The following is a 25,549-nucleotide window of genomic DNA, read 5'->3' on the forward strand; positions in this document are numbered from 1 at the left end:
GCTGCGCATGGCCACGGCGGTGGCGCGTACCGTGGCGCAGGGCGGCGTGCTGGTGGCCGAGGCCGCCACCGGCGTGGGCAAGACCTTCGCCTACCTGGTGCCGGCCCTGCTGTCGGGCGAGCGCGTGCTGCTGTCCACCGCCACCAAGGCGCTGCAGGACCAGCTGCACGGGCGCGACCTGCCGCTGCTGACGCAGGCGCTGGGGGTGCCGATGCGCACCGCCCTGCTCAAGGGGCGCGGCAGCTACCTGTGTCTGCACCGACTGGAACAGGCGAGCCAAAACATCGATTCGCCGGCACCGCATCTGCGCCAGACGCTATCGAAAATAGAGCGTTGGGCAAAGACCACGCGCACCGGCGATCTGGCCGAGCTGCCCGGCCTGGACGAGCGCTCGCCGTTGATTCCGCTGGTGACCAGCACGCGCGAGAATTGCCTGGGCGCCGACTGCCCGCAGTTTCGCGCCTGCCACGTCAACCAGGCGCGGCGCGAGGCGCTGGCCGCCGACGTGGTGGTCATCAACCACCACCTGTTCTTTGCCGACCTGGCGATCCGCGAGTCGGGCATGGCCGAGCTGCTGCCCACGGTGCGCGTGGTGGTGTTCGACGAGGCCCATCAGCTCAACGAGATCGGCATCCAGTTTCTGGGCCAGCAGCTGGGTACCGGTCAGCTGCTGGACCTGGCGCGCGACCTGTTGGCCGCGGGCCTCAAGCACGCCCGCGGCCAGGCCGACTGGAACGCGCTGTCCGCCGGCGTGGAGCAGGCCGCGCGCGAGCTGCGCCTGACGGGCGGGCCGGCGCGCGGCAACACCCGCCTGCGCTGGGGCGAGGCCACGCCCGACGACGTGGATGCCGCCGCCTGGCAGGCCGCGCTGGCGCGCGTGGGCGCGGCGCTGACCGCCGCCGCCGACGCGCTGGCGGCGGTGGACGAGCAAAGCCCGGACCTGCGGCGCCTGCACGAGCGCGTGGCGCTGCTGGGCGAGCGCGCGGCGCATTTCCAGGCGCCCGGCGATCCGGCCCTGGTGCGCTGGGTGGACGTCGGCGCCGCCCTGCGCCTGCGCGAATCGCCGCTGGACATTGCCGAGGCGGTGCACACGCGGCTTCTGGGCAAGGCCCAGTCCGAGCGCGGCGCCGAAGAACCCACGTCAACCGCGCCGGCGCCCGACGCGCAAGAGCGCACGCGCGCCTGGGTCTTCACCTCGGCCACCCTGGGCGACGACGCGCGCCTGTCCTGGTTCACCCAGCCCTGCGGTCTGGAGCAGGCCGACATCCTGCGCGTGGACAGCCCCTTCGACTATGCGCGACAGGCCGCGCTCTACGTGCCGGCGCAGGGCGCGCGGCCGGGCGATGCGGCGCATTCGCTGCAGGTGGCGCAGCTGGCCGGCGACGGCGCGCAGCGGCTGGGCGGGCGCACCCTGGTGCTGACCACCACGCTGCGCGCGCTGCGCGACGTCGACGAGGCCTTGCGCCAGCGCTTCGACGCGGCCAGCGGGATCGAGGTGCTGGTGCAGGGCAGCCTGCCCAAGCGCGAGCTGATGGCACGCTTTCGCCAGGCCGGTGCGCCGGGCCGGCCCGGCTGCGTGCTGGTCGGCTCCGGCTCGTTCTGGGAAGGGGTGGACCTGCCGGGTGACGCGCTGCAACTGGTGGTGATCGACAAGCTGCCGTTTCCGCCGCCGGGCGATCCGCTGGTCGAGGCGCGCTGCCGCCGCATCGAGGCGGCCGGGCGCAGCGCGTTTTCAAGCTACTCGGTGCCCGAGGCGGCGGTGGCGCTCAAGCAGGGCGCCGGGCGGCTGATCCGCAGCGAAAGCGACCGCGGCGTGCTGGCGATCTGCGATCCGCGCCTGGCCAGCATGGGCTATGGGCGCCGGCTGCTGGCCGCGCTGCCGCCGATGCGGCGCTTGGCCGGGCGCGAGGACTTCGATGCGGCGCTGGATGAGCTGGCGGTCGACGGCGACACCGCCGCGGCGCAAAACGCGCTGCTGGAAGAGCCGCCGTTCTGACGGCTTCAGCGCCCGACTACCAAAGCTGCCACCAGGGCTTGTTGTCGCCCTGAAAGCCGCGCGCCAGGTAGGTGCTGTGCGGATAATTCTGCTCCAGCACGCGCTTGGCATCGTCGCTGAGCTGGGTCATGCCCAGCTTGTCGTAGGAGCGCACCAGGATGTAGAGCGCTTCTTCCAGCGCGGGGGCGTCGCGGTAGTCCTTGATGGCCTGCTGCGCGCGGCTGACGGCCGCCACGTAGGCGCCGCGCTGGTAGTAGTAGCGCGCCACGTGCACCTCGTACTGCGCCAGCGCATTGACGGTGTAGCGCATGCGCGCCTTGGCGTCGGGCGTGTAGCGCGAATCGGGAAAACGCTTGACCAGCTCGTCGAAGGACTCGAAGGCCTGCTTGGCGGCCTTCTGGTCGCGCTCGGACAGGTCCTGGCGCGACAGGAAGGAGAACAACCCCAGCTCGTCGTTGAAGTTGATCACGCCCTTGAGGTACAGCGCGTAGTCGATCGCCGGACTGGCCGGGTGCAGGCGCATGAAGCGGTCCAGCGTGGCGATGGCCTCGGCCTTTTGCCCGTCCTTGAACTGCGAATAGGCCTTGTCCAGCTGCGCCTGCTGCGCCAGCGGCGTGCCGGCGGCGCGGCCTTCCAGCGTCTCGAACAGCGGCACCGCCTTGTCGTAGGCGCCGTGGTCGAGCTCGTCCTTGGCCTCGGCGTAGATGCGGTTGGGACTCCAGCCCGCGGTCTTGTCGACCGGCTTGGACGCGCAGGCCGCCAGCAGGCTGGCTGCCATCACGGCTGCTGCCGTCGCCGCCGATAATCGGGCACGTTGCATTGCGGGCAATCCTGTTGAGTCAAGCTCCTTCGATTATATCGGCCACCCCCTTCGCGGACGGCCCGGAAACCGGCGCCGAGGACGACGCCGGCGAGCCGGGTGCCGAGCAGGAAACGCGCAGCCTGACGGTGCCGGCCGACGGCCACGGCCAGCGGCTCGACCGCGTGCTGGCGGCGCAGCTGCCCGAGTTCTCGCGCAGCTACCTGCAGCAGCTGGTGGGCGCCGGCGCGCTGCGCCTGAACGGCGCGCCGGTGACCAAGCCGGCGCACAAGCTGCGCGCCGGCGACGTGCTGGCCATCGAGCTGCGTCCGACGCCGATGAGCCAGGCCTTCGTGCCGCAGGCCATGGACCTGGTCGTGCCCTACCAGGACGAGCATCTGGCCATCATCGACAAGCCCGCCGGCCTGGTGGTGCACCCCGCGCCCGGCCACTGGAACGGCACCTTGCTGAACGCCCTGCTGGCGCGGGACGAGCGGGCAAGCCAGCTGCCGCGCGCCGGCATCGTGCACCGGCTGGACAAGGACACCAGCGGCCTGATGGTGGTGGCGCGCACGCGCGCGGCCATGGACGCGCTGGTGGCGCAGATCGGCGCGCGCCAGGTGCACCGCGAATACCTGGCGCTGGCGCACCGGCCCTGGCAGGGGCCGCCCGCGCGCGAGATCGACGCCCCGATCGGGCGCGACCCGCGCAACCGCCTGCGCATGGCCGTGGTCGATCTGGCGCGCCACCCTGGCAAGGCGGCGCAGACGCGCTGCGAATGGCTGGCCAACTTTGATGCGGGCTGCCTGCTGCGCTGCCTGCTGCGCACCGGCCGCACGCACCAGATTCGCGTGCACCTGGCGCACCTGGGCCACCCGCTGGTGGGCGACGCGCTGTACGGCGGCGCGCCGGCGGCCGGCCTGACGCGCCAGGCGCTGCACGCGCGGCGGCTGTCGCTGGCGCACCCGATCACGGGCGCGCCGCTCGATGTCGTGGCGCCGCTGCCGCTCGATCTGGCCGCGGCGCTGGCGGCCTGGGGCCTTACAATCCCCGCTTGACGACGCGCCAGCGGCCGCAGTGGGCCATCCCGCGTTCCGTTCGACGCCAGCCTGGCGCCTCGCGCGCGCCAGGTCCGTCCCTTCGGGTCTTGCGGCCCGCACCGCGCGCCTGCCCCGGCGCGCCCTGTCAAAGAGACCCAAGCCGTGACTTCCGCGGACGCCAAGCGCATTCTTGAAACCGCCCTGATCTGCGCCCAGCAGCCCATGTCCCTGCGCGAGCTGCAGGTGCTGTTTGCCGGCGAGCTGGGGCCCGATACCCTCAAGTCGCTGCTGCTGGAGTTGCAGGACGACTGGGCGCTGCGCGGCGTCGAACTGGTGCCGGTGGCCAGCGGCTGGCGCTTTCAGAGCCGGCCCGAGCTGCGCGAATACCTCGACCGCCTGCACCCCGAAAAGCCGCCCAAATACACCCGCGCCACGCTGGAGACCCTGGCCATCATCGCCTACCGCCAGCCCGTCACGCGCGGCGACATGGAGGACATCCGCGGCGTCACCATCAACTCGCTGCTGCTCAAGCAGCTCGAAGACCGGGGCTGGGTCGAGGTCATCGGCCACCGCGAGACCGTGGGGCGCCCGGCGCTGTACGCCACCACGCGCCAGTTCCTCGACGACCTGGGCCTGCAGTCGCTCGATCAGCTGCCCGTGCTGGAAGACGCCGCCGAGCCCGTGCCCGGCATGTTCGAGGCCCTGGCGGGCGACGAGGCGCCGGTCCCGACCGCCGGGCAGGCCGAGGACGCGGAGGTCGCCGCGCCATCACCCGAGCCTGAACCGGTGACCGGAGATGAAGCGGCTGCCCCCATGGTGGACGCCGACGCCGCACCGCCCGTGGCCGCCGAAGACGACACCGAGGAAAGCCCCACGCCATGAACCCGCAAGAGCCCCAGCAGCCACCCGGCGACGGGCCGGCCGCGCCGCCACCGGTACCGGAATTTGAGCCAAATCAGGCTCCAGCCCCCGTCGATCAAGCGCCATCAGTTATCGAATCAGGAGAGCCCGAGAGTCCGGCGAGCGGCGGCGGGGACGACGCGCCGGTGGCCTTCGACGACCTGGTGTCGGGCCGCTTCGACGCGCAGGCCGACGCGCCCGCCGCGCCACCCAAGCGCGTGCTGCTGCCGCAGCCCGAGCAGCCCAAGCTGCACAAGGTGCTGGCGCAGGCCGGCCTGGGCTCGCGGCTGGAGATGGAGCAGCTCATCCTGCAGGGCCGCATCACGGTCAACAACCAGCCGGCGCACATCGGCCAGCGCGTGCAGTTCGGCGACCAGGTCAAGCTCAACGGCAAGCCGATCCGCGTGCGCATCGCGCCGCCGCCGGCGCGCGTGCTGGCCTATCACAAGCCGGTGGGCGAGGTGGTCACGCACGACGACCCGGGCAACCGCCCCACGGTGTTTCGCAAGCTGCCGCGCCTGCCGCAGGGCAAGTGGCAGTCGGTGGGCCGGCTCGACCTGAACACCGAGGGGCTGCTGCTGTTCACCACCTCGGGCGAACTGGCGAACCGCCTGATGCACCCGCGCTTCGGGCTGCAGCGCGAATACGCCGTGCGCGTGCTGGGGCCCTTGAGCGACGAGGAGAGGCAGCGCCTGCTGGACGGCGTGCCGCTCGACGACGGCCTGGCGCAGTTCAGCGCCATCACCGCCGAAGGGCAGGGCGACGGCGCCAACCAGTGGTACCGCGTGACCATCGGCGAGGGCCGCAACCGCGAGGTGCGCCGCATGATCGAGGCCGTGGGCCACGCCGTCAGCCGCTTGATCCGCATCCGCTACGGCGCCATGCTGCTGCCGCGCGGCCTGCGCCGCGGCCAGTGGATGGAGCTGGGCGAGCGCGACATCCGCGCGTTGGGCGAGGCTTCGGGCACGCCCGAGCACGTGCTGCGTGGCGCGCACGAGCCGCAGCCGGGCCGCGCCGACGCGCCGCGCCGCGGCGGGCGCGCCAACCGGGGCCGTGGCAGCGGCCCGCGGCCCAACATGGCGCCCGGCGCCCGGCCACCGGCGCCGCGCCCGCGCCGCGCCGGCCCGCCGGGCCCGTCGCCGGCGCGCGGCCGCGGCGACGGCCAGCCCGATCCGATGCGCACCTCGCAGGGCTACATCGGCGCCGACAGCTATCGCCCACCCGCCAACCGGGGTGGCCCGCGCCCGGGCGGCCCGGGTGCCGGCGGCTTCAAGGGCGCGCGGTCCGGTGCGCCCGGCGCGGCCCGGGGCACGCGCGGGCCGGGTGGCGGCGACGCCCGGGGCCCGCGTGCACCGGGCACGGGGGGGCCTCGGGGTCCGCGCCGGGGCTCCGGCGGCGGTCGGCCGGCCGGCTGACGGTGCGCGCGTTAAAATCAAAAGCTTTGTTCATTCAGCAAAAAATCATTTCGTTTCAATATCAGGAACCTGTCATTCATGGCCATCCAGCGCACCCTGTCCATCATCAAGCCCGACGCCGTCGCCAAGAACGTCATCGGCCAGATCTACGCCCGTTTCGAGGCCGCCGGCCTGAAGGTCGTCGCCGCCCGCATGCAGCACCTGTCGCGCCGTGAGGCCGAGCAGTTCTACGCCGTGCACAAGGAGCGCCCCTTCTTCAAGGACCTGGTCGAGTTCATGATCTCCGGCCCGGTGATGATCCAGGCGCTGGAAGGCGAGGACGCCATCGCCCGCAACCGCGACCTGATGGGCGCCACCGACCCCAAGAAGGCCGACAAGGGCACCATCCGCGCCGACTTCGCCGACTCGATCGACGCCAACGCCGTGCACGGCTCCGACGCGCCCGAGACCGCCGCGGTCGAGATCGCGTTCTTCTTTTCCGGCATGGGCATCTACAGCCGCTGAAGCGGCGCAGGGCGCGAGCCCGCTGGCATGTCCCATCCTGGCGTCAATCTGCTCGAGTTCGACCTGGACGCGCTGGCCGCGTTCTGCGAGACGCTGGGCGAAAAGCGCTTTCGCGCCACGCAGCTGTTTCGCTGGATTCACCAGCGCGGCGTGGCCGACTTCGGCCAGATGAGCGATCTGGCCAAGTCGCTGCGTGACAAGCTGGCCGGCAGCGCCCACGTGGCGGCGCCCGCCGTCACCACGCAGCACATCTCGAAGGACGGCACCATCAAGTGGCTGTTCGACGTCGGCGGCGGCAACGCCATCGAGACCGTCTTCATCCCCGAGGATGACCGCGGCACGCTGTGCATTTCGTCGCAGGCCGGCTGCGCCGTCGGCTGCCGCTTTTGCTCCACCGGCCACCAGGGCTTTTCGCGCAACCTGACGACGGGCGAGATCGTGGCCCAGCTGTGGTTTGCCGAGCACTTCCTGCGCCGCCACCTGGGCAGCACCGAGCGCGTTATCACCAACGTGGTGATGATGGGCATGGGCGAGCCGCTGCAAAACTACGACCGCGTGGTGCCCGCGCTGCGCACCATGCTCAGCGACCACGGCTACGGCCTGTCGCGCCGGCGCGTGACGGTGTCGACCTCGGGCGTGGTGCCCATGATCGACCGGCTGGCGCGCGATTGCCCGGTGGCGCTGGCGGTGTCGCTGCACGCGCCCGACGACGAACTGCGCGACCACCTGGTGCCGCTCAACCGCAAGCACCCGATCGACGAGCTGCTGGCCACCTGCACGCGCTACCTGCCGCATGCGCCGCGCGACTTCATCACCTTCGAATACGTGATGCTCGACGGCGTCAACGACACGCCCCAGCACGCCCAGGCCCTGATCGCGCTGATGCGCCGCCATGGCGCGCAGGGCTTGCGCGCCAAGTTCAACCTGATCCCGTTCAACCCGTTCCCGCAGTCGGGCCTGACATGCTCGCCGATGCCGCGCGTGCTGGCCTTCGGCAAGCTGCTCAATGACGCGGGGCTGGTCACCACCGTGCGCAAGACGCGCGGCGACGACATCGACGCCGCCTGCGGCCAGCTGGCCGGCGATGTGAAGGACCGCACCCGCGTGCACGAGCGCATGGCGCGCCAGCGCAGCTACACGCGCCGGCGCGCCGACGCGCCCGCCGTGGGTGCCGCACCCGAAGGAAAGACCGGATGAAGACCTTGCCGCCGCGCCGCCCCCGCGTTTCGCTGGCCCTGACCGCCCTGGCCCTGGCCGGATCGGCGCTGCTGGCCGGCTGTGCCGCCCCCGGCGGCGGCGCGGGCGCCGCGCCCACCGAGCTGGCGACCCACATGGACGACAGCGCCGCGCGCCGGCGTGCCGAAACCCATCTGGCGCTGGCCAGCGGCTACTACGAAAACGGCCAATACCCGGTGGCGCTGGAGGCCGTCAAGGCGGCGCTGCAGGCCGACCCCAGCTACCCCAAGGCCTACGACGTGGCCGGCAGCATCTACGCGGCCATGGGCGACAACGCGCGCGCCTTCACGCATTTCAACCGCGCGCTCGAGCTCGACCCGCAGGACGCCAACGCCATGCACAACCTGGGCTGGCTGCAGTGCCAGACCGGCCGCTACGCCGAGGCGCAGGCCCTGTTCGAGCGCGCCGTCGCCGTGCCGGCCTACCTGGGCCGTGCCAACACGCTGATGGTGCAGGGCATCTGCCAGGCGCGCGCCGGCCAGGCCCGGCAGGCCGAGGCGACGCTGATGCGCTCCTACGAGCTCGACGCCGGCAACCCCGTCACCGCCTACAACCTGGCGCTGCTGCTGTTTCAGCGCGGCGACAACGAGCGCGCGCGCTTTTACATCCGCCGGCTCAACAACAGCGAGCTGGCCAATGCGCAGTCGCTGTGGCTGGGCATCAAGGTCGAGCAGCGCCTGAACGACCGCAAGGCCATGGAGCAGCTGGCCGGCCAGCTGCGCCGGCGCTTTCCGGCCTCCAACGAGCTGATTTCCTACGAGCGGGGGCGTTTCGATGAGTGAACGCCCGTCCGGCTTCGGCCCGATCGAGGCCACGCGGCCCGCATCCCTGGACGGCACCCGGCCGGCCCCGCTGGAGGCCACGCGGCCGGCGCCGCTGGAGCGGTCCGCCGCCCCCAGCGCCCCCGCCACGGCCGGCGCCATGCTGCGCCAGATGCGCGAGTCCGCCGGGGTCGACGCCGGCGTGCTGGCCAGCGCCATGAAGGTGTCGCTGCAAAAGATCGAGGCGCTGGAGCACGACCGCTTCGACCAACTGCCCGACATGACCTTCGCGCGCGCACTGACCTCGGCCATCTGCCGCGCCTTCGGGGTCGATCCGGCGCCGGTGCTGGCCCTCATGCCGGCCGCCGCGCCGGGCCTGCGCGTGCCGGCGTCCGAGGTCAACGCACCGTTTCATGCGGCCAGCGAAGGTGGCTCGGCCGCCTGGTCCAGCGCCTTCTCGCGTCCGCTGCTGGTCGTCATCGCCGTACTGCTGCTGGGCGCCGCCCTGCTGTGGCTGTGGCCGACCTGGCCGATCCGTCTGACCGAGCCCGAGCCGGCCCCGGTCGCGGCCGCGAACCCCGCCGAGAGCCCGACGGCGGCCGCCGAGCCGGTGCCGGCCGAGCCGCCGGCGCCGCCCGCGGCTCCGGTCGTCGCCGAAGCCGCAGCGCCGGCGGCGGCGACTGCGCCCGTGCCGCCGCCCGAGGCCGCGGCCTCCGCGCCCGCGGTCAGCGCCGCACCCCTGAGCCTCGCCGCCAGCGGCGAGAGCTGGGTGACGGTGCACGACGCGCACGGCAAGCAACTGATCAACCGCGCCCTGCAGGCGGGCGAAAGCGTGACGCTGGATGGCGCGCTGCCGCTGTCGGTCACCATCGGGCGCAAGGACATGGTGCAGGCCAGCGTGCGCGGCCAGCCGTTCGACATCCGCTCGCTCGGCCCCAGCACGGTGGCGCGTTTTCAGGTGAAGTGATGGATCAAGCCGTGACAGTCCCGCAGGCCATTGCCGTGGCGCAGCCGGCGGCGCGCCACTCGCGCCAGGCGCGCGTGGCCTGGGGTGCGCGCGTGGTGACGGTGGGCGGCGACGCGCCGGTGCGCGTGCAGTCGATGACCAACACCGACACCGCCGATGCCGCGGCCACCGCGCGCCAGGTCAAGGAATTGGCGGTGGCCGGCAGCGAGCTGGTGCGCATCACCGTCAACACGCCCGAGGCCGCCGCGCAGGTGGCGCCGATCCGCGAGCGGCTCGACCGCATGGGCTGCGACGTGCCGCTGGTGGGCGACTTTCACTACAACGGCCACCGGCTGCTGACCGAGTTTCCGGATTGCGCGCAGGCGCTGTCCAAGTACCGCATCAACCCCGGCAACGTGGGCAAGGGTGCCAAGCACGACACCCAGTTCGCGCAGATGATCGAGGCGGCCCTCAGGTGGGACAAGCCGGTGCGCATCGGCGTCAACTGGGGCAGCCTGGACCAGGACCTGCTGGCCGCCCTGATGGACGACAACGCCCGGCGCGTCGAGCCCTGGGACGCGCGCCAGGTCATGTACGAGGCGCTGATCCAGTCGGCGCTGGGCTCGGCCGAGCAGGCCGTGCAGCTGGGCATGGACCCGGCGCAGGTCATCCTGTCGTGCAAGGTGAGCGGCGTGCAGGACCTGATCGCGGTCTACCGCGAGCTGGCGCGCCGCTGCGACTACCCGCTGCACCTGGGCCTGACCGAGGCGGGTATGGCCACCAAGGGCACGGTGGCGTCGACCGCGGCGCTGGCCATCCTGCTGCAGGAGGGCATCGGCGACACCATCCGCGTCAGTCTGACGCCGCAGCCGGGCGAGTCGCGCACGCAGGAGGTGGTGATCGCCAGCGAGATTTTGCAGGCGCTGGGCCTGCGCAAGTTTGTGCCCAGCGTCACCGCCTGCCCCGGCTGCGGGCGCACCACCAGCACGGTGTTTCAGGAGCTGGCCAAGCAGATCGACGACCACCTGCGCGCGCAGATGCCGGTGTGGCGCATCAAGTACCCCGGCGTCGAGGCGCTGCGCGTGGCGGTGATGGGCTGCATCGTCAACGGCCCGGGCGAGAGCAAGCACGCCGACATCGGCATCAGCCTGCCCGGCACGGGCGAGATGCCGGCCGCGCCGGTGTACATCGACGGCCAGAAGGCGGTGACGCTGCGCGGCGAGCACATCGCGCAAGAGTTTCACCAGCTCGTCGAGCGCTACATCGAGCGGCGCTTCGGCGGCGGCCCGGCCGCCTGAAAATCAAGTCAAACAAGGCTGTAGCGCTTGTCAGTCAAGCGCGAACAGCTATCATAACGATAGTATGTCCGCACCCACCCGCATCGCCGCCATCAAGGGCATGAACGACATCCTGCCGCCCGCGTCCGCGCGCTGGGAGTGGCTGGAAGACCAGGTGCGTCAGGCCATGGCGGCCTACGCCTTCCGCAACGTGCGCACGCCCATCATGGAGCACACGCAGCTGTTCACGCGCGGGCTGGGCGAGGTCACCGACGTGGTCGAGAAGGAGATGTACTCCTTCGAGGACCGGCCCGACCAGCACGGCAAGGCCGACCACCTGAGCCTGCGCCCCGAGAACACGGCGGGCCTGGTGCGCGCGGTGGTCGAGCACAACCTGTTGTACGACGGCGGCAAGCGCCTGTACTACATGGGCCCGATGTTTCGGCGCGAGCGCCCGCAGCGCGGCCGCTACCGGCAGTTCCACCAGATCGGCGCCGAGGCCCTGGGCTTCGGCGGCCCCGAGGTCGACGCCGAGCTGATCCTGCTGGCCGTGCACCTGTGGGCGCAGCTGGGCATCCGGCACTGGCGGCTGGAGCTCAACTGCCTGGGCGAGCCCGACGAGCGCCGTGCGCACCGCGCCGCGCTGATCGAATACTTCGAGGCGCATGCCGGGCAGCTGGACGAGGACGCGCGCCGGCGCCTGCACAGCAACCCGCTGCGCATCCTGGACACCAAGAACCCGGCGATGCAGGCCCTGGTCGACGGCGCGCCGCGCCTGCTGGACCACCTGGGCGAGGCCTCGCGCGCGCACTTCGAGGCCGTGCAGGCCGTGCTGCGCGCGGCCGGGGTGCCGTATTCGATCAACCCGCGCCTGGTGCGCGGGCTGGACTATTACAACCTCACGGTGTTCGAGTTCATCACCGACAGCCTGGGCGCGCAGGGCACCATCTGCGGCGGCGGGCGCTACGACTACCTGATCGAGCAGATCGGCGGCAAACCCGCGCCGGCCGTCGGCTGGGCCATGGGTGTGGAGCGCGTGCTGGAGCTGCTGGGCGAGGAGGGCGTGCGGGTGCCCGAGCCCGTGCCCGACGCCTACGCCATCCTGCCCGACGCCGCCAGCGTGCCCGCCGCCATGCCCTGCCTGCAGGCGCTGCGCGCGCGCGGCGTGGCGGTGCAGATGCACGCCGGCGGCGAGGCCGGCCTGGGCAGCATGAAGAGCCAGTTCAAGAAGGCCGACGCCTCGGGCGCGCGCTTCGCGCTCATCTTCGGCGCCGACGAAATCGCCGCCGGCCAAGTCACCGTCAAGGCCCTGCGCGACGGCGCCGGCGCGCAGCAGCGCCAGTCGCTGACCGATCCGGCCGCCTGGGCCGACGCCCTAAAATCCCCCGCTTGACCCGAACCTGACCGCCCATGGCCAAACATCTCGACCTCGAAGAGCAGGAACAACTCGACCAGCTGCGCCACTACTGGAACACCTGGGGCAACCTCATCACCTGGGTGCTGATCGTCGCGCTGGGCGCCTACGCGGCCTGGAACGGCTGGAACTACTGGCAGCGCCGCCAGGGCGCGCTGGCCTCGGCGCTGTATTCCGAGCTGGAGCGCAGCGCCGACGCCGGCGACGTGGCGCACCTGGAGCGCGTGCTGGGCGACATCAAGGACCGCTTCGGCGGCACCGCCTATGCCGCGCAGGGCGCCTTGCTGGCCGCCAAGGTGCTGGATGAAAAGGGCAAGGCCCCCGAGGCCCGTGCCGCGCTGGCCTGGGTGGCCGACAAGGCGCCCGACGACGGCCTGCAGGCGGTGGCGCGCCTGCGTCTGGCCTCGCTGCAGACCGGCGAGAAGGCCTACGACGAGGCGCTGAAGACCCTGTCGGCCAGCTTTCCCGCCGCCTTCGTGCCGCTGGCCGCCGACCGCCGTGGCGACGTGCTGCTGCTGCAGGGCAAGCGCACCGAGGCCGCGGCCGAATTCGGCAAGGCCTACCAGGGCCTGGGCGCCGACCGCGGCGACTACCGGCGCCTGGTGGCGATCAAGCTGAACGCGCTGGGCATCGACCCCGAGGCCGGCGCCGCCACGGCGGGAGCGGCCTCGTGAGCCGGCCCTCGACGTCCGGCGCGCGCCGCCCGACGGGCCTGCTGGCCCTGTTGGCCGCCGCCGCGCTGGTGGTGGGCTGCGCCAGCGGCTCGCCGCGACCCAAGCCGGCCGAGCTGCCGCCCAACGTCGACCTGATCGGCGTGCGGCAGGCCTGGCACGTCACGCTGGGGCCGATCGCGTTTCCGCTGCAGGTGCACACCCTGGGCAACCAGGTGCTGCTGGCCAGCAGCGACGGCACGGTGGTGACGCTGGACGCCCGCAACGGCGCCGAACTGGGCCGTGCCAGCGTTGGCGCGCCCCTGAGCGCCGGCGTCGGCGGCGACGGCCGCACGGCCGCCGTGGTCACGCGCGCCAACGAGGTGGTGGCGTTGGCCGGTGGCCGCGTGCTGTGGCGCCATCGCCTGCCCACGCAAAGCTACACCGCGCCGCTGGTGGCCGGCGGGCGCGTGTTCGTGCTGGGTGCCGACCGCTCGCTGACCGCGCTGGACGGCGGCAATGGCGCCAAGCTGTGGAACCTGGAGCGCCAGAGTGAGCCCCTGGTGTTGCGCCAGGCGGGCGTGCTGCTGCCGGTGGGCAACACCCTGGTGGCGGGGCTGGCCGGGCGCCTGGTGGGGGTCGACCCAGACCAGGGCCGCGTGCTGTGGGAAGCGCCGATTGCCGCCGCGCGCGGCACCAACGACGTCGAGCGCCTGGTCGACCTGGCGGCCGGCGTCGGCCGCGAGGGGCCGGTGGTTTGCGCGCGCGCGTTCCAGACCGCCGTCGGCTGCGTCGACACCACCCAGGGCAACCTGCGCTGGAGCAAGCCGGCCAACGGCGCCACGGGCTTGGCCAGCGACGACAAGAACCTGTACGGCGCCGAGGCCGACGGCTCGGTGATGGCCTGGACCGCCGCCACCGGCGAGCGCGCCTGGCAGACCGAACGCCTGAAGTGGCGCGAGCTGACCGGCCCGCTGGTGCTGGGCCGCTCGGTGGTGCTGGGCGACAGCACCGGCCTGGTGCACCTGCTGTCGCGCCAGGACGGCAGCGCGCTCGACCGCCTGACGACCGACGGCTCGGGCATCGCCGCCACGCCGGTGGCCGCGGGCAACACCTTGGTGGTGGTCACGCGCGCCGGCGGCGTCTACGCCTACCGTCCGGACTGATCGAGCCAAGGCGCCGCGCGTGAAACCCGTCCTGGCCCTGGTGGGCCGCCCCAACGTCGGCAAGTCCACGCTGTTCAACCGGCTGACCAAGAGCCGCGACGCCATCGTGGCCGACTTCGCCGGCCTCACGCGCGACCGGCACTACGGCCAGGGCCACCTGGGCGCGCGCGAGTACATCGTGATCGACACCGGCGGCTTCGAGCCCACGGCCGAGTCGGGCATCTACAAGGAAATGGCCAAGCAGACGCGCCAGGCGGTGGCCGAGGCCGACGCGGTGGTCTTCATCGTCGATGCGCGCGCCGGCCTGTCGGCGCAGGACCACGACATCGCCAATTACCTGCGCCGCCTGGGCAAGCCCTGCCTGCTGGTGGCCAACAAGGCCGAGGGCATGACCGAGGGCGCCCAGTTGGCCGAGTTCTACGAGCTGGGCCTGGGCGCGGTGGTGCCGGTGTCGGCCGCGCACGGCCAGGGCGTGCGCGGCATGCTGGAGCTGGCGCTGGACGCGCTGCCCCTGCCCGCGGCCGAGGACGAGGAGGCGGCCGAGGACGACGGCAGCATCCGTCTGGCCGTGGCCGGGCGCCCCAACGTCGGCAAGTCCACCCTCATCAACACCTGGCTGGGCGAGGAGCGCCTGGTGGCCTTCGACCTGCCGGGCACCACGCGCGACGCCATCCGCGTGCCCTTCGAGCGCGGGGGGCAGAAATATTCGCTGATCGACACCGCCGGCCTGCGCCGCAAGGGCAAGGTGTTCGAGGCGATCGAGAAGTTCTCGGTCGTCAAGACCCTGCAGGCCATCGAGTCGGCCCACGTCGTGCTGCTGCTGCTGGACGCCACCCAGGGCGTGACCGACCAGGACGCGCACATCGCCGGCTTCATCCTGGAGGCCGGACGCGCCGTAGTGCTGGCCGTCAACAAGTGGGACGCGGTGGACGCCTATCGGCGCGAATGGGTGCAGCGCGACATCGAGGCGCGGCTGGGCTTCCTCAAGTTCGCCAACATCCACTACATCTCGGCGCAAAAGCGCCAGGGCCTGGGCCCGGTGTGGAAGTCGATCACGCAGGCGCACCAGGCGGCCATGCGCAAGCTGCCCACGCCCCAGCTCACCCGCGTGCTGCAGGAGGCGGTGCAGTTCCAGACCCCCAAGCGCTCGGGCATGTACCGCCCCAAGCTGCGCTACGCCCACCAGGGCGGCATGAACCCGCCGATCATCGTGGTGCACGGCAACTCGCTCGAAGGCGTCACCGAGGTCTACAAGCGCTACCTCGAGGGGCGTTTTCGCAAGGCCTTCGACCTGGTCGGCACGCCGCTGCGCATCGAGATGAAGACGGCGCACAACCCCTACGCCGACAAGGACGCGTAGGGCGCCGCGCCGGGCCGGCCGGCGCCATCGGCCCATTGGGGCGCGGCAACCCTTGAGTTCGCCAAGCTTGCCCCCATGTGGTAACTTCCATCCTCTTTCACTTCCGAACGAAACACGGAGAATATCGTGAGCAACAAAGGGCAACTCCTACAAGACCCGTTTCTGAACACCCTGCGCCGGGAGCACATTCCGGTGTCGATTTATCTGGTGAACGGCATCAAGCTGCAAGGGCAGGTCGAATCCTTCGACCAGTACGTCGTGCTGCTGCGCAACACGGTGACACAAATGGTCTACAAGCACGCCATTTCAACCATCGTGCCCGGCCGCGCGGTCAATTTCAGCGCCGCCGCCGAAACCCCCGAATCCGAGCAATAACCGCGTCTTGACGTTGTCCGGCCTGCGCAAGCAGCTTCCTGTTTTGTAGCAGACCGGCAACGACCGTCCCGCTGCACCCGACGTTGTCACCCGCCTCCGCCGCGCCCCGCACCGCCGCCGTCCTGGTCGGCGTCGACTTGGGCGCACCGCACTTCGACCGCGACCTGGTCGAGCTGGGCCTGCTGGCCGAAACCGCCGGCATGCAGCCGGTGGCGCGCCTGACCTGCAAGCGCCCCGCGCCCGACGCCGCCCTGTTCGTGGGCAGCGGCAAGGCCGACGAAATCCGCCTGCTGGCCGCCGCCGAGGGCGCGCAGGAGGTGCTGTTCGACCAGGCGCTGTCGCCCGTGCAGCAGCGCAACCTGGAGCGCACCATCGGCCTGCCGGTCAACGACCGCACGCTGCTGATCCTCGAAATCTTCGCCCAGCGCGCGCGCAGCCACGAGGGCAAGCTGCAGGTCGAGCTGGCGCGCCTGCAATACCTCAGCACCCGCCTGGTGCGCCGCTGGTCGCACCTGGAGCGCCAGCAGGGCGGCATCGGCGGGCGCGGCGGCCCGGGCGAGACGCAGATCGAGCTGGACCGGCGCATGATCGGCGAGGCCATCAAGCGCACCAAGGAGCGGCTGGCCAAGGTCAAGCGCCAGCGCCAGACCCAGCGGCGCCAGCGCGAGCGGCGCCAGACCTTCAACATCTCGCTGGTGGGCTACACCAACGCCGGCAAGTCCAGCCTGTTCAACGCCTTGGTCAAGGCGCGCGCCTATGCGGCCGACCAGCTCTTTGCCACGCTGGACACCACCACGCGCCAGCTGTATCTGGGCGAGGCGGCGGGCTCGGCCTCGCTGTCGGACACGGTGGGCTTCATTCGCGATCTGCCGCACGGCCTGGTCGAGGCCTTCGAGGCCACCCTGCAGGAGGCGGCCGATGCCGACCTGCTGCTGCACGTGGTGGACGCCGCCAACCCGGCCTTTCCCGAACAGATGGCCGAGGTGCAGCGCGTGCTGCACGAGATCGGCGCCGAGGGCGTGCCGCAACTGGTGGTGTTCAACAAGCTGGACGCACTGCCCGCCGGCCAGCAGCCGGCGGCGCTGCAGGACGTGATGGAGGTCGCCGGCCAGCCGCTGGCACGTTTTTTTGTCAGCGCCCGCACCGGCGAGGGCCTGGGGCCGCTGCGCGGGGAACTGGCGCGCCGCGTGCAGGTCGCAGTGCAGGCGCGCAAAACCGCACCCGCGGGGGGCGCCGATGCGATTGGGCACAATGGATGGATGAACAGCCGAGAAATCGACGAATGAGCTCACGTTTCAATGCCTTGCGTCCGGCAGGTTGGCCGGGCCGGATCCGGGGCATGTTCAACCTGAACGACCCGCAGTGGGGACGCGGCGACGGGCCCGCCAACGCGGACGAACCCGCGCGCCCCGATGACCGGCGCGCCTCGCCCCTGCCACCACCGCCACCGCCACCGCCTCCACCCCCGCAGCCGCCGCGCGGCAACGGCCCCAACCAGGGCCCGCCCGACCTGGACGAGCTGTGGCGCGACTTCAATCGCAAGCTGGGCGGCCTGCTGGGCGGGCGCGGCGGCAACGGCGGCGGCGGCAACCGCCGCGGCGGTGGTTCCGGCAACGGCGGCGGCGGCGACTTTCAGCCCGACATGAAGAATGCCGGACTGGGCATCGGCGTGATCGCGGCCATCGCCGTGCTGATCTGGCTGGGCTCGGGCTTCTTCATCGTGCAGGAAGGCCAGCAGGCCGTCATCACGCAGTTCGGCAAATACCACTCCACCGTGGGCGCGGGCTTCAACTGGCGCCTGCCCTGGCCGTTCCAGCGCCAGGAAACCGTGCGCGTGACGCAGATCCGCTCGGTCGACGTGGGGCGCGACACGGTGATGAAGGCCACCGGCCTGCGCGAGTCGGCCATGCTCACGCGCGACGAGAACATCGTCGAGATCAAGTTCGCCGTGCAATACCGCCTGAACGACGCGCGCGAGTACCTGTTTGAAAGCAAGAACCCCGACGACGCCGTGGTGCAGGTGGCCGAAAGCGCCGTGCGCGAGGTGGTCGGCAAGATGACCATGGACAACGCCATGGCCGACGAGCGCGACCAGATCGCCCCGCGCGTGCGCGACCACATGCAGGCCATCCTGGACCGCTACAAGGTCGGCATCGAGGTGGTGGCCGTCAACATGCAGCAAGGCGGCGTGCGCCCGCCCGAGCAGGTGCAGGCCGCGTTCGACGACGTGCTGAAGGCCACGCAGGAGCGCGAGCGCGTCAAGAACGAGGCACAGGCCTACGCCAACGACGTGGTGCCGCGCGCCGTCGGTACCGCCGCGCGCCTGAAGGAAGAGTCCGAGGGCTACAAGGCGCGCGTGGTGGCGCAGGCGCAGGGCGACTCGCAGCGCTTCTCGTCGGTGCTGACCGAGTACCGCAAGGCGCCGCAGGTCACGCGCGAGCGCATGTACATCGACGCCATGCAGCAGATCTATGGTGGCGTCAACAAGATCCTGGTGGACAGCCGCGCCGGCGGAAACCTGCTGTACCTGCCGCTGGACAAGCTGATGCAGGCCGCCGGCAGCCCCGCGCCGGCGCCCGCCACCAGCAGCGCGCCGGCATCGGGCAGCGCGCCCGCGAGCGCGCCGGCACCCACCACCGACACCCGCAGCCACGACAACGGCCGCAGCCGCGACAACGCGCGCAGCCGTCCGGCCGACTTCCGCTGAGAAATGAAACCCCTGCGCTCATGAACAAGATCGGATTTTTCGGCGTTGCCCTGCTCGTCGTCCTGGGCCTGCTCGGCTCCACGCTGTTCGTGGTCGACCAGCGCCAGTTCGGCGTCGTCTACCAGCTCGGCCAGATCAAGGAAGTGATCACCCAGCCGGGGCTGAATTTCAAGCTGCCGCCGCCGTTCCAGAACGTCAGCTACATCGACAAGCGCCTGCTCACGCTCGACAGCATGGACACCGAGCCGCTGCTGACCGCCGAGAAGCAACGCGTGGTCATCGACTGGTACGTGCGCTGGCGCATCACCGACCCGCAGGCCTACATCCGCAACGTGGGGCTGGACGAGGCCGCGGGCGCGCTGCAGCTCAACCGCGTGGTGCGCAACGCCTTCCAGGAGGAGATCAACCGCCGCACCGTGGGCGAGCTGATCGCGTCGCAGCGCGACAGCCTGATGAATGACGTCAAGCGCGAGGTGAGCGACGCCGTCAAGGGCGCCAAGCCCTGGGGCATCGACATCGTGGACGTGCGCATCACGCGCGCCGACTACGTGGCCTCGATCACCGAGTCGGTCTATCGCCGCATGGAGGCCGAGCGCCAGCGTGTGGCCAACGAACTGCGCTCCACCGGCGCCGCCGAGGGCGAGCAGATCCGCGCCGACGCCGACCGCCAGCGCGAGGTGACGGTGGCCAACGCCGCGCGCGATGCCGAGAAGGTGCGCGGCGAGGGCGACGCCCAGGCCAACGCCATCTACGGCGAGGCCTTCGGCAAGGACCCGCAGTTCGCCGAGTTCTACCGCAGCCTGGACGCCTACAAGGCCAGCATCGGCAAGCGGGGCGACCTGCTGGTGGTCGACCCGGCCTCGTCGGACTTCTTCAAGGCCCTGCGCCAGGCGCCGCCGACAGCGGGCACGCGCTGACGGGCGCAGGGAGCGCGTCATGAGCGGCGAGACCCTGCTGACGGCCGTGGGCCTGGTCTTCATCTTCGAGGGCCTGCTGCCCCTGGTGGCGCCCGCCGCCTGGCGGCGCGCCTTCACGCAGCTGCTGCAGCTGCACGACGGGCAGATCCGCTTTTTCGGCCTGCTGGCGCTGCTGGCCGGCCTGCTGCTGCTGATCCTGAACGCCGACTGACCCGACCGCGGCGCGGCGTCGGCGCCGGGGCCTGCCACCCCGCACCCACGGGCGCGACACACGCCCGGTAGAATCCTGTTTTCAACAGCGCCGCCAAGGCCTTGCCATGTCCGCCTGGCTTCTGCCGGATCACATTGCCGACGTTCTGCCCTCCGAGGCCCGGCACATCGAAGAACTCCGTCGCGCGCTGCTCGATACCGCGCGCGGCTATGGCTATGAGCTGGTGATCCCGCCGCTCATCGAACACCTCGAATCCCTGCTTACCGGCACCGGCGAGGCGCTGGGCCTGCAGACCTTCAAGCTGGTCGACCAGCTCTCGGGCCGCACCCTGGGCCTGCGCGCCGACACCACGCCGCAGGTGGCGCGCATCGACGCCCACCTGCTGGGGCGCGGCGCCGTCACCCGCCTGTGCTATTGCGGCCCGGTGCTGCACACCCGCCCCGAGCGCCCGCACGCCACGCGCGAGCCGCTGCAGTTCGGCGCCGAGATCTACGGCTACGCCGGCCGCGAGGCCGACCTCGAAGTGCTGCGCCTGGCGCTGGACTGCCTGCGCGCCGCGTCCGTGCAGGGCCTGAACGTGGACCTGGCCGACGCGCGCATCGTGCGCGCCCTGCTGGCCGACGTGAGCGACGAGGCGCAGCGCGCCGACATCCACCGCGCGCTGGCCAGCAAGGACGCCAGCGCCCTGGCCGAGGCCAGTGCTGCGCTGCCCCTGGCGGTGCGCCAAGGCCTGCAGTCCCTGGTGCAGCTGTACGGCGACGCCGGCGTGCTCGATGAGGCCGAAAAAGCCCTGCAGCCCTTGCCCGACGTGCGCGCAGCGCTATCGGACTTGAAGTGGCTGGCCGAGCGCCTGGAAGGCGTGCGCATCGGCTTCGACCTGGCCGACGCGCGCGGCTGGGGCTATTACAGCGGCATGCGCTTTTCGGTCTACGCCGCGGGCGCGGGCGACGCACTGCTGCGCGGCGGGCGCTACGACGGCGTGGGCGCGGTGTTCGGCCACAAGCGCGACCGCGACCGGCCCGCCGTCGGTTTCAGCCTGGACCTCAAGCAGTTGGTGCGCGCGGCCGCGCCGCAGCCCCTGCGTGCCGCCATCCGCGCGCCCTGGGGCGACGCGCCGGGCCTGTCTGCCGCCGTGGCCGCGCTGCGCCGTGAAGGCGAGACGGTGCTGCGCGTGCTGCCGGGCGAGGACGGCGAGCTCGACGAATTTCACTGCGACCGCGAGCTGGTGCCGCATGGCGAGCGCTGGGCCGTTGTCGCCCTGTGATGACCACCCCGTTGCTTCACTCGCTGCGCGATGTTGCGCCTCCCCCTCAAGGGGCATCGCCTGTCGCCGTGGGAACCCCGGCCACGGCGATCGCTGGCGTGGCATGCTCCGCGGCCTTGAGGCTCTTGGGGAGGAATGGCCGCGGACGGCATTTCGGGGCGGCGAATGACGATCGGATTTTTTTGGAGCGATAGGCAATGAGTGTGACAAGCGGACGCAACGTGGTCGTGGTCGGCACCCAGTGGGGCGACGAGGGCAAGGGCAAGCTGGTCGACTGGCTGACCGAGAGCGCGCAGGGCGTGGTGCGCTTTCAGGGCGGCCACAACGCCGGCCACACGCTGGTCATCAACGGCGTCAAGACGGCGCTGCACCTGATCCCCAGCGGCATCATGCGCCCCGGCGTCACCTGCTACATCGGCAACGGCGTGGTGCTGTCGGTGGCCAAGCTGATCGAGGAGATCGAAAGCCTGGAAAAGGCCGGTGTCGAGGTGCGCTCGCGCCTGCGCGTGTCCGAGGCCTGCCCGCTGATCCTGCCCTTTCACGCCGCGCTGGACGTGGCGCGCGAGGCCTTTCGCGAGCAGGGCGGGCTGGAGAAGATCGGCACCACCGGCCGTGGCATCGGCCCGGCTTATGAAGACAAGATCGCGCGCCGCGCGCTGCGCGTGCAGGACCTGCGCCACCCCGAGCGCTTTGCCGAGAAGCTGAAGGTGCTGCTGCAGCTGCACAACCACGTGCTGACCCAGCTGCTGGGCGCGCCGGCCATCGACTACCAGCCGGTGTTCGACGAGGCCATGCGCCACGCCGAATTTTTGCGGCCCATGATCGCCGACGTCTCGCGTGAGCTGAACGAGGCCCACCAGCGCGGCGCCAACCTGCTGTTCGAAGGCGCGCAGGGCACGCTGCTGGACGTCGACCACGGCACCTACCCCTACGTCACCTCCAGCAACTGCGTGGCCGGCAACGCCGCCGCCGGCTCGGGCGTTGGCCCCGGCCTGCTGCACTACGTGCTGGGCATCACCAAGGCCTATTGCACGCGCGTGGGCGGCGGGCCGTTTCCGACCGAGCTGGACTGGCAGACGCCCGGTACCGTCGGCCACCACCTGGCCACCGTCGGCGCCGAAATGGGCGTGACCACAGGGCGGCCGCGCCGCTGCGGCTGGTTCGACGCCGCGCTGCTCAAGCGCAGCGCCCAAGTCAACGGTCTGTCGGGCCTGTGCATCACCAAGCTCGACGTGCTGGACGGCCTGAAAGAGCTCAAGCTGTGCACCGGCTACGAGCTGGACGGCCGGCGCATCGACCTGCTGCCGCTGGGCGCCGACGAGATCGAGCGCTGCCAGCCCATCTACGAGACCATGGAAGGCTGGAGCGAAAGCACCGTCGGCGTGACCGACTACGAGCAGCTGCCCGTGGCGGCGCGCCTGTACCTGCAGCGCATCGAGCACGCCTGCGGGGTGCCGATCCACCTGGTGTCCACCAGCCCCGACCGCGAGCACACCATCATGATGCACCACCCCTTCCTGGCCGACTGATTTCAAGTCAAATCGGGCTCTGGCCCGCGATACACCTGCGCAATCAGCTATCAATCGAGGAGTTACCGGCATGTTGACCGAAGACGGCAAGCACCTGTACGTGAGCTACGACGAATACCACGACCTGATCGAAAAGCTCGCGATCAAGGTGCACCAGTCGGGCTGGCGCTTCGACACCATCCTGTGCCTGGCGCGCGGCGGCATGCGGCCGGGCGACGTGCTCTCTCGCATCTTCGACGTGCCGCTGGCCATCATGTCCACCAGTTCGTACCGCGCCGAGGAGGGCACCGTGCAGGGCCATCTGGACATCGCCCACTACATCACCACGCCGCAGGGCCAGATCGCCGGCAAGGTGCTGCTGGTCGACGACCTGGCCGACACCGGCGTCACGCTGCAGGCCGTGGTCGCGCGCCTGCGCACCAACTACCAGCCGATCACCGAGCTGCGCACCGCCGTCATCTGGACCAAGGGCACGTCCAGCTTCGAGGCCGACTATTCGGTCGAGCACCTGCCCACCAACCCCTGGATCCACCAGCCCTTCGAGGGCTACGACGGCATGTCGCCCGACAAATTGCTGGCCAAGTGGAAGGTTTGAGATAGCAGGGTGCGCGGCTGCTGGCGCACGTGGCCCGTTGCAACCTGATGCGAATGGGGTTGGGATGGTTCGTGATACCTCGACTTATTTCGTGGGATCAGCGAGATCCGACCACGATTGAGCGGTCAACATTTCCACGAAGCGGCTTGCGAGCATCGAGGGGGCCAAGGCCGCAGCGCGCATGAGGGTGACCGTGACCGGAATGGGTGGATGAAGCTGCCGGACCACCAACTGATCGGCGAAGGCGTTGGCGACGAACGGATTGACAACACCTACGCCGACCCCTGCGGCCACCAGCGCGCAAATCGTCAGTGACGAATTGGTCTCCACGGCCAGGTCCGCGTGTCCGGGCTGTAACTGAAGATGCTCCCGCATGGCGATCATGATGTCGTCGTTCTCGTCCAGCAGGATCAGGCGCTGAGTGCGTAGCTGATCGGGTTTCAGGGCGTTGCACTGCGTCAGCGTGTGCTCTCGTGGCAGCAGGCAGACTGCGTGCGTCTGCAGCAGCGTAGTCGTGATGACGTCGCTGTGCTCGATGTGTCCGGTGGTCAGGACGAAGTCCAGCAGCCCCTGGCTTAAGTACTCCTTGAGTTGCGGGGTTCCATGCGTCTGCAGGTTGATGTAGATGCTTGGGTGCTGTCGCATGAACGGAGCGATGACTCGGGGCAGCAAGCCAGCCGCCAAGGTCGGTGTGCTGCCGATACGCAAGACGCCCGTGCCGGATTTCCGTAGCACCCGCACCGCGGTTTCAATGTGCTCCAGCCCTTCGAAGTGCTGCCGCACCGATCGGTACAACTGCTGGCCTTCACGCGTGGGACGCAGGCGCCCGTTGTGGAGATCGAACAACTCCAGGCCCGTGGCCTGGCGCAACTCCGCCAGCCGCCGGCTGATCGAGGGCTGGGTGGTGTTCAGCATCTGGGCGGCACGCGTGGTAGTACCCGATTCCATGACGGCCTTGAAGGCTTGGATCTGCTGGAAGTTGAGCGAACGGGTCATGCCCTTGAAAGGATTGCCAAGACGGATCGGTGTCGCCGATCAGGTTTGTATATATATCGAAAGTGAATAGATCACACAGAAATAAGAATTATCTTATATCGATATCGATTCCTAGAATTAATTCTGACCGGCTCCGCATGAGTGGTTTGTCGGAAATTTCTTGCTCTCGAAACCCATGACTCAATCGAAGAATCTGGCTGCGCGCTACCCCATCCGGCGTCTGGGCCAAGGCCCCTTGCATCACTTTTTCGGCTACTACGACAAGACGGTGTGGGACCTGGACGATCGCTTGGTACTGGCCAACCAAGTTGATTGCATGACGGCCGACCTCACTCCCGACATGCGGGCACAGGTCGGCTATTTCGACACCCGAGATGGCGACCGCTTTCACGCATGCGGGGTAACGACCGCTTGGAACTGGCAAATGGGCTGCCAGCTTCAATGGCTCGAAGGGCGACCCGGTCGACAGTTCATCTACAACGTACGTCGCGATACCTCGGGTGGGATCTACCCCGGATTCGGTGCTGCGATTCACAACCTGGATACGGGCGAAACCTACCAGATCGACACTCCCATCTACGTGGCGGCGCCCAACAGCCGCTATGCGCTCAGCGTGGACTACAGCCGCTTGTACGTCACGCACGAGACGATTGGCTATTGTGAGCGATTCGGCAAGCGCCGGGATTTGCCTCTTTATCCGGCGGACGACGGCATTCATCGCGTCGACCTCGAGACGGGCGCGACCCAACTGCTGGTGAGCTACGCCGATCTGCGCAATTTCAACCATCGGCCCTCGATGGACAAGGCGCTGCACTGGGTCAGCCACATCGAGATCAACCCTTCCTCGTCGCGGGTGCTGTTTCTGCATCGCTGGACGGAGCGTGTTGAGGATGAGACGTGCTTCTTGCATCGTCTGATCACGATGGACCCCGATGGCCGCAACATGCGCCTGCTGGAGTGTTCCGACCACCCGCTGCCTCAACTCGCCGACGACTTCGACCCGACAGCCGTGGGGACCTACGACTATGAAAAATCGGAGTACCAGATCTCACATCCTTTGTGGCGCGACGATAGCCACATCATTGTCTGGGGGCCGCACGACGGCAGTATTCACTACCACCTGTATACCGACGCCGATGGTGGAGCTGTGGAGATCATTGGCGATGGCATCCTGACCGAGAACGGCCACATGACCTACTCGCCGGTCAATCCGCGCTGGTTGCTCACCGATACCTATCCCGACCCCCATACCAATGAACGGCTCCTGATCCTGTACGACTGCGATCAGCGGGTTCTCCACGAACTGGGCAGCTTCTACACCGACCCAGGGCTGCGCAAGGAAAACCGCTGCGACCTGCATCCGCGCTGGAGCCGGGACGGTCGTCAGGTATGCATCGATTCGGTGCATGAGCACGAACGCCAGATGTACGTCATCGACGTCAGTACCCTGGTCGATTCCCGTTGAACCATCCCACACCCAAACCGAAGGAG

At 70.2% G+C, this 25,549-nt stretch carries 24 protein-coding genes; 22 read left to right on the forward strand and 2 right to left on the reverse strand.

Annotated elements, in window-relative coordinates:
• The first annotated feature begins 7 nt into the window (after positions 1–7).
• The gene (locus ACWHMB_RS07305; RefSeq protein ID WP_377480802.1) at positions 8–1,996 is read left to right on the forward strand and encodes an ATP-dependent DNA helicase; all 1,989 of its coding nucleotides are present in this window, start codon (positions 8–10) and stop codon (positions 1,994–1,996) included.
• A gap of 16 nt (positions 1,997–2,012) precedes the next feature.
• Here the strand turns inward: ACWHMB_RS07305 and ACWHMB_RS07310 are convergent, their stop codons facing one another.
• Positions 2,013–2,816 (reverse strand): outer membrane protein assembly factor BamD, encoded by an 804-nt coding sequence (locus ACWHMB_RS07310; RefSeq protein ID WP_377480419.1) that lies wholly within the window; start codon positions 2,814–2,816, stop codon positions 2,013–2,015.
• A 14-nt stretch (positions 2,817–2,830) separates the two neighbouring features.
• Between ACWHMB_RS07310 and ACWHMB_RS07315 the strand changes: the two genes are divergently transcribed.
• The 20 genes from ACWHMB_RS07315 to ACWHMB_RS07410 all read left to right on the forward strand — a co-directional run bounded on the left by ACWHMB_RS07315 (position 2,831) and on the right by ACWHMB_RS07410 (position 23,062).
• A complete protein-coding gene (locus tag ACWHMB_RS07315) occupies positions 2,831–3,853 on the forward strand; it encodes an RluA family pseudouridine synthase (RefSeq protein ID WP_377480416.1) in 1,023 nt (340 codons plus the stop codon).
• A 144-nt stretch (positions 3,854–3,997) separates the two neighbouring features.
• Positions 3,998–4,717 carry an SMC-Scp complex subunit ScpB gene (gene scpB, locus ACWHMB_RS07320; RefSeq protein WP_377480413.1) on the forward strand — a complete coding sequence of 240 codons (720 nt, stop codon included), beginning with the start codon at positions 3,998–4,000 and terminating at the stop codon, positions 4,715–4,717.
• A complete protein-coding gene (locus ACWHMB_RS07325; protein WP_447648489.1) occupies positions 4,714–6,150 on the forward strand; it encodes a pseudouridine synthase in 1,437 nt (478 codons plus the stop codon). The genes scpB and ACWHMB_RS07325 overlap by 4 nt, the downstream gene beginning before the upstream one ends.
• A 78-nt stretch (positions 6,151–6,228) precedes the next feature.
• The gene (ndk, locus tag ACWHMB_RS07330) at positions 6,229–6,654 is read left to right on the forward strand and encodes a nucleoside-diphosphate kinase (protein ID WP_293221758.1); all 426 of its coding nucleotides are present in this window, start codon (positions 6,229–6,231) and stop codon (positions 6,652–6,654) included.
• A 27-nt stretch (positions 6,655–6,681) separates the two neighbouring features.
• The gene (rlmN, locus tag ACWHMB_RS07335; RefSeq protein WP_377480407.1) at positions 6,682–7,851 is read left to right on the forward strand and encodes a 23S rRNA (adenine(2503)-C(2))-methyltransferase RlmN; all 1,170 of its coding nucleotides are present in this window, start codon (positions 6,682–6,684) and stop codon (positions 7,849–7,851) included.
• Entirely contained in the window at positions 7,848–8,672 is an 825-nt protein-coding gene (pilW, locus tag ACWHMB_RS07340) for a type IV pilus biogenesis/stability protein PilW (protein WP_377480404.1), read from the forward strand. Before rlmN ends, pilW begins: the two co-directional genes overlap by 4 nt.
• Complete coding sequence (locus ACWHMB_RS07345; RefSeq protein WP_377480401.1) at positions 8,665–9,618, forward strand: helix-turn-helix domain-containing protein; 954 nt, start codon at positions 8,665–8,667, stop codon at positions 9,616–9,618. The genes pilW and ACWHMB_RS07345 overlap by 8 nt, the downstream gene beginning before the upstream one ends.
• 11 nt (positions 9,619–9,629) lie before the next feature.
• A complete protein-coding gene (gene ispG / locus ACWHMB_RS07350; protein WP_377480398.1) occupies positions 9,630–10,895 on the forward strand; it encodes a flavodoxin-dependent (E)-4-hydroxy-3-methylbut-2-enyl-diphosphate synthase in 1,266 nt (421 codons plus the stop codon).
• A gap of 64 nt (positions 10,896–10,959) precedes the next feature.
• Positions 10,960–12,267, forward strand: coding sequence for a histidine--tRNA ligase (gene hisS / locus ACWHMB_RS07355; RefSeq protein ID WP_377480395.1), 1,308 nt, complete (start codon positions 10,960–10,962; stop codon positions 12,265–12,267).
• A gap of 17 nt (positions 12,268–12,284) precedes the next feature.
• Positions 12,285–12,962, forward strand: coding sequence for a YfgM family protein (locus ACWHMB_RS07360; RefSeq protein ID WP_377480392.1), 678 nt, complete (start codon positions 12,285–12,287; stop codon positions 12,960–12,962).
• Positions 12,959–14,104, forward strand: a complete 1,146-nt coding sequence (gene bamB, locus ACWHMB_RS07365) for an outer membrane protein assembly factor BamB (RefSeq protein WP_447648490.1) — start codon at positions 12,959–12,961, stop codon at positions 14,102–14,104. Before ACWHMB_RS07360 ends, bamB begins: the two co-directional genes overlap by 4 nt.
• Positions 14,105–14,123: 19 nt before the next feature.
• Positions 14,124–15,464 (forward strand): ribosome biogenesis GTPase Der, encoded by a 1,341-nt coding sequence (der, locus tag ACWHMB_RS07370; RefSeq protein ID WP_377480386.1) that lies wholly within the window; start codon positions 14,124–14,126, stop codon positions 15,462–15,464.
• A gap of 126 nt (positions 15,465–15,590) precedes the next feature.
• Positions 15,591–15,839, forward strand: coding sequence for an RNA chaperone Hfq (hfq, locus tag ACWHMB_RS07375; RefSeq protein ID WP_293223544.1), 249 nt, complete (start codon positions 15,591–15,593; stop codon positions 15,837–15,839).
• Positions 15,840–15,922: 83 nt separating this feature from the next.
• Complete coding sequence (gene hflX / locus ACWHMB_RS07380) at positions 15,923–17,125, forward strand: GTPase HflX (protein WP_377480383.1); 1,203 nt, start codon at positions 15,923–15,925, stop codon at positions 17,123–17,125.
• Positions 17,122–18,546, forward strand: coding sequence for an FtsH protease activity modulator HflK (gene hflK / locus ACWHMB_RS07385; protein WP_377480379.1), 1,425 nt, complete (start codon positions 17,122–17,124; stop codon positions 18,544–18,546). Before hflX ends, hflK begins: the two co-directional genes overlap by 4 nt.
• A gap of 20 nt (positions 18,547–18,566) precedes the next feature.
• A complete protein-coding gene (gene hflC, locus ACWHMB_RS07390) occupies positions 18,567–19,463 on the forward strand; it encodes a protease modulator HflC (RefSeq protein WP_377480376.1) in 897 nt (298 codons plus the stop codon).
• A gap of 19 nt (positions 19,464–19,482) precedes the next feature.
• Positions 19,483–19,674, forward strand: coding sequence for a DUF2065 domain-containing protein (locus ACWHMB_RS07395; RefSeq protein WP_293220979.1), 192 nt, complete (start codon positions 19,483–19,485; stop codon positions 19,672–19,674).
• Between the two features lie 106 nt (positions 19,675–19,780).
• Complete coding sequence (locus ACWHMB_RS07400; protein ID WP_377480373.1) at positions 19,781–20,938, forward strand: ATP phosphoribosyltransferase regulatory subunit; 1,158 nt, start codon at positions 19,781–19,783, stop codon at positions 20,936–20,938.
• Between the two features lie 197 nt (positions 20,939–21,135).
• Positions 21,136–22,467, forward strand: coding sequence for an adenylosuccinate synthase (locus ACWHMB_RS07405; RefSeq protein WP_377480370.1), 1,332 nt, complete (start codon positions 21,136–21,138; stop codon positions 22,465–22,467).
• Between the two features lie 70 nt (positions 22,468–22,537).
• Entirely contained in the window at positions 22,538–23,062 is a 525-nt protein-coding gene (locus ACWHMB_RS07410; protein WP_377480367.1) for a phosphoribosyltransferase, read from the forward strand.
• Positions 23,063–23,146: 84 nt separating this feature from the next.
• On the opposite strand, the gene ACWHMB_RS07415 is transcribed toward ACWHMB_RS07410, so the two are convergent.
• Positions 23,147–24,058 carry a LysR substrate-binding domain-containing protein gene (locus ACWHMB_RS07415; RefSeq protein ID WP_377480364.1) on the reverse strand — a complete coding sequence of 304 codons (912 nt, stop codon included), beginning with the start codon at positions 24,056–24,058 and terminating at the stop codon, positions 23,147–23,149.
• Between the two features lie 175 nt (positions 24,059–24,233).
• On the opposite strand from ACWHMB_RS07415, the gene ACWHMB_RS07420 reads away from it, so the two are divergent.
• Positions 24,234–25,523 carry a hypothetical protein gene (locus ACWHMB_RS07420; RefSeq protein ID WP_377480361.1) on the forward strand — a complete coding sequence of 430 codons (1,290 nt, stop codon included), beginning with the start codon at positions 24,234–24,236 and terminating at the stop codon, positions 25,521–25,523.
• Positions 25,524–25,549: the final 26 nt, after the last annotated feature.

It is taken from the genome of Ottowia pentelensis, from assembly GCF_964341695.1.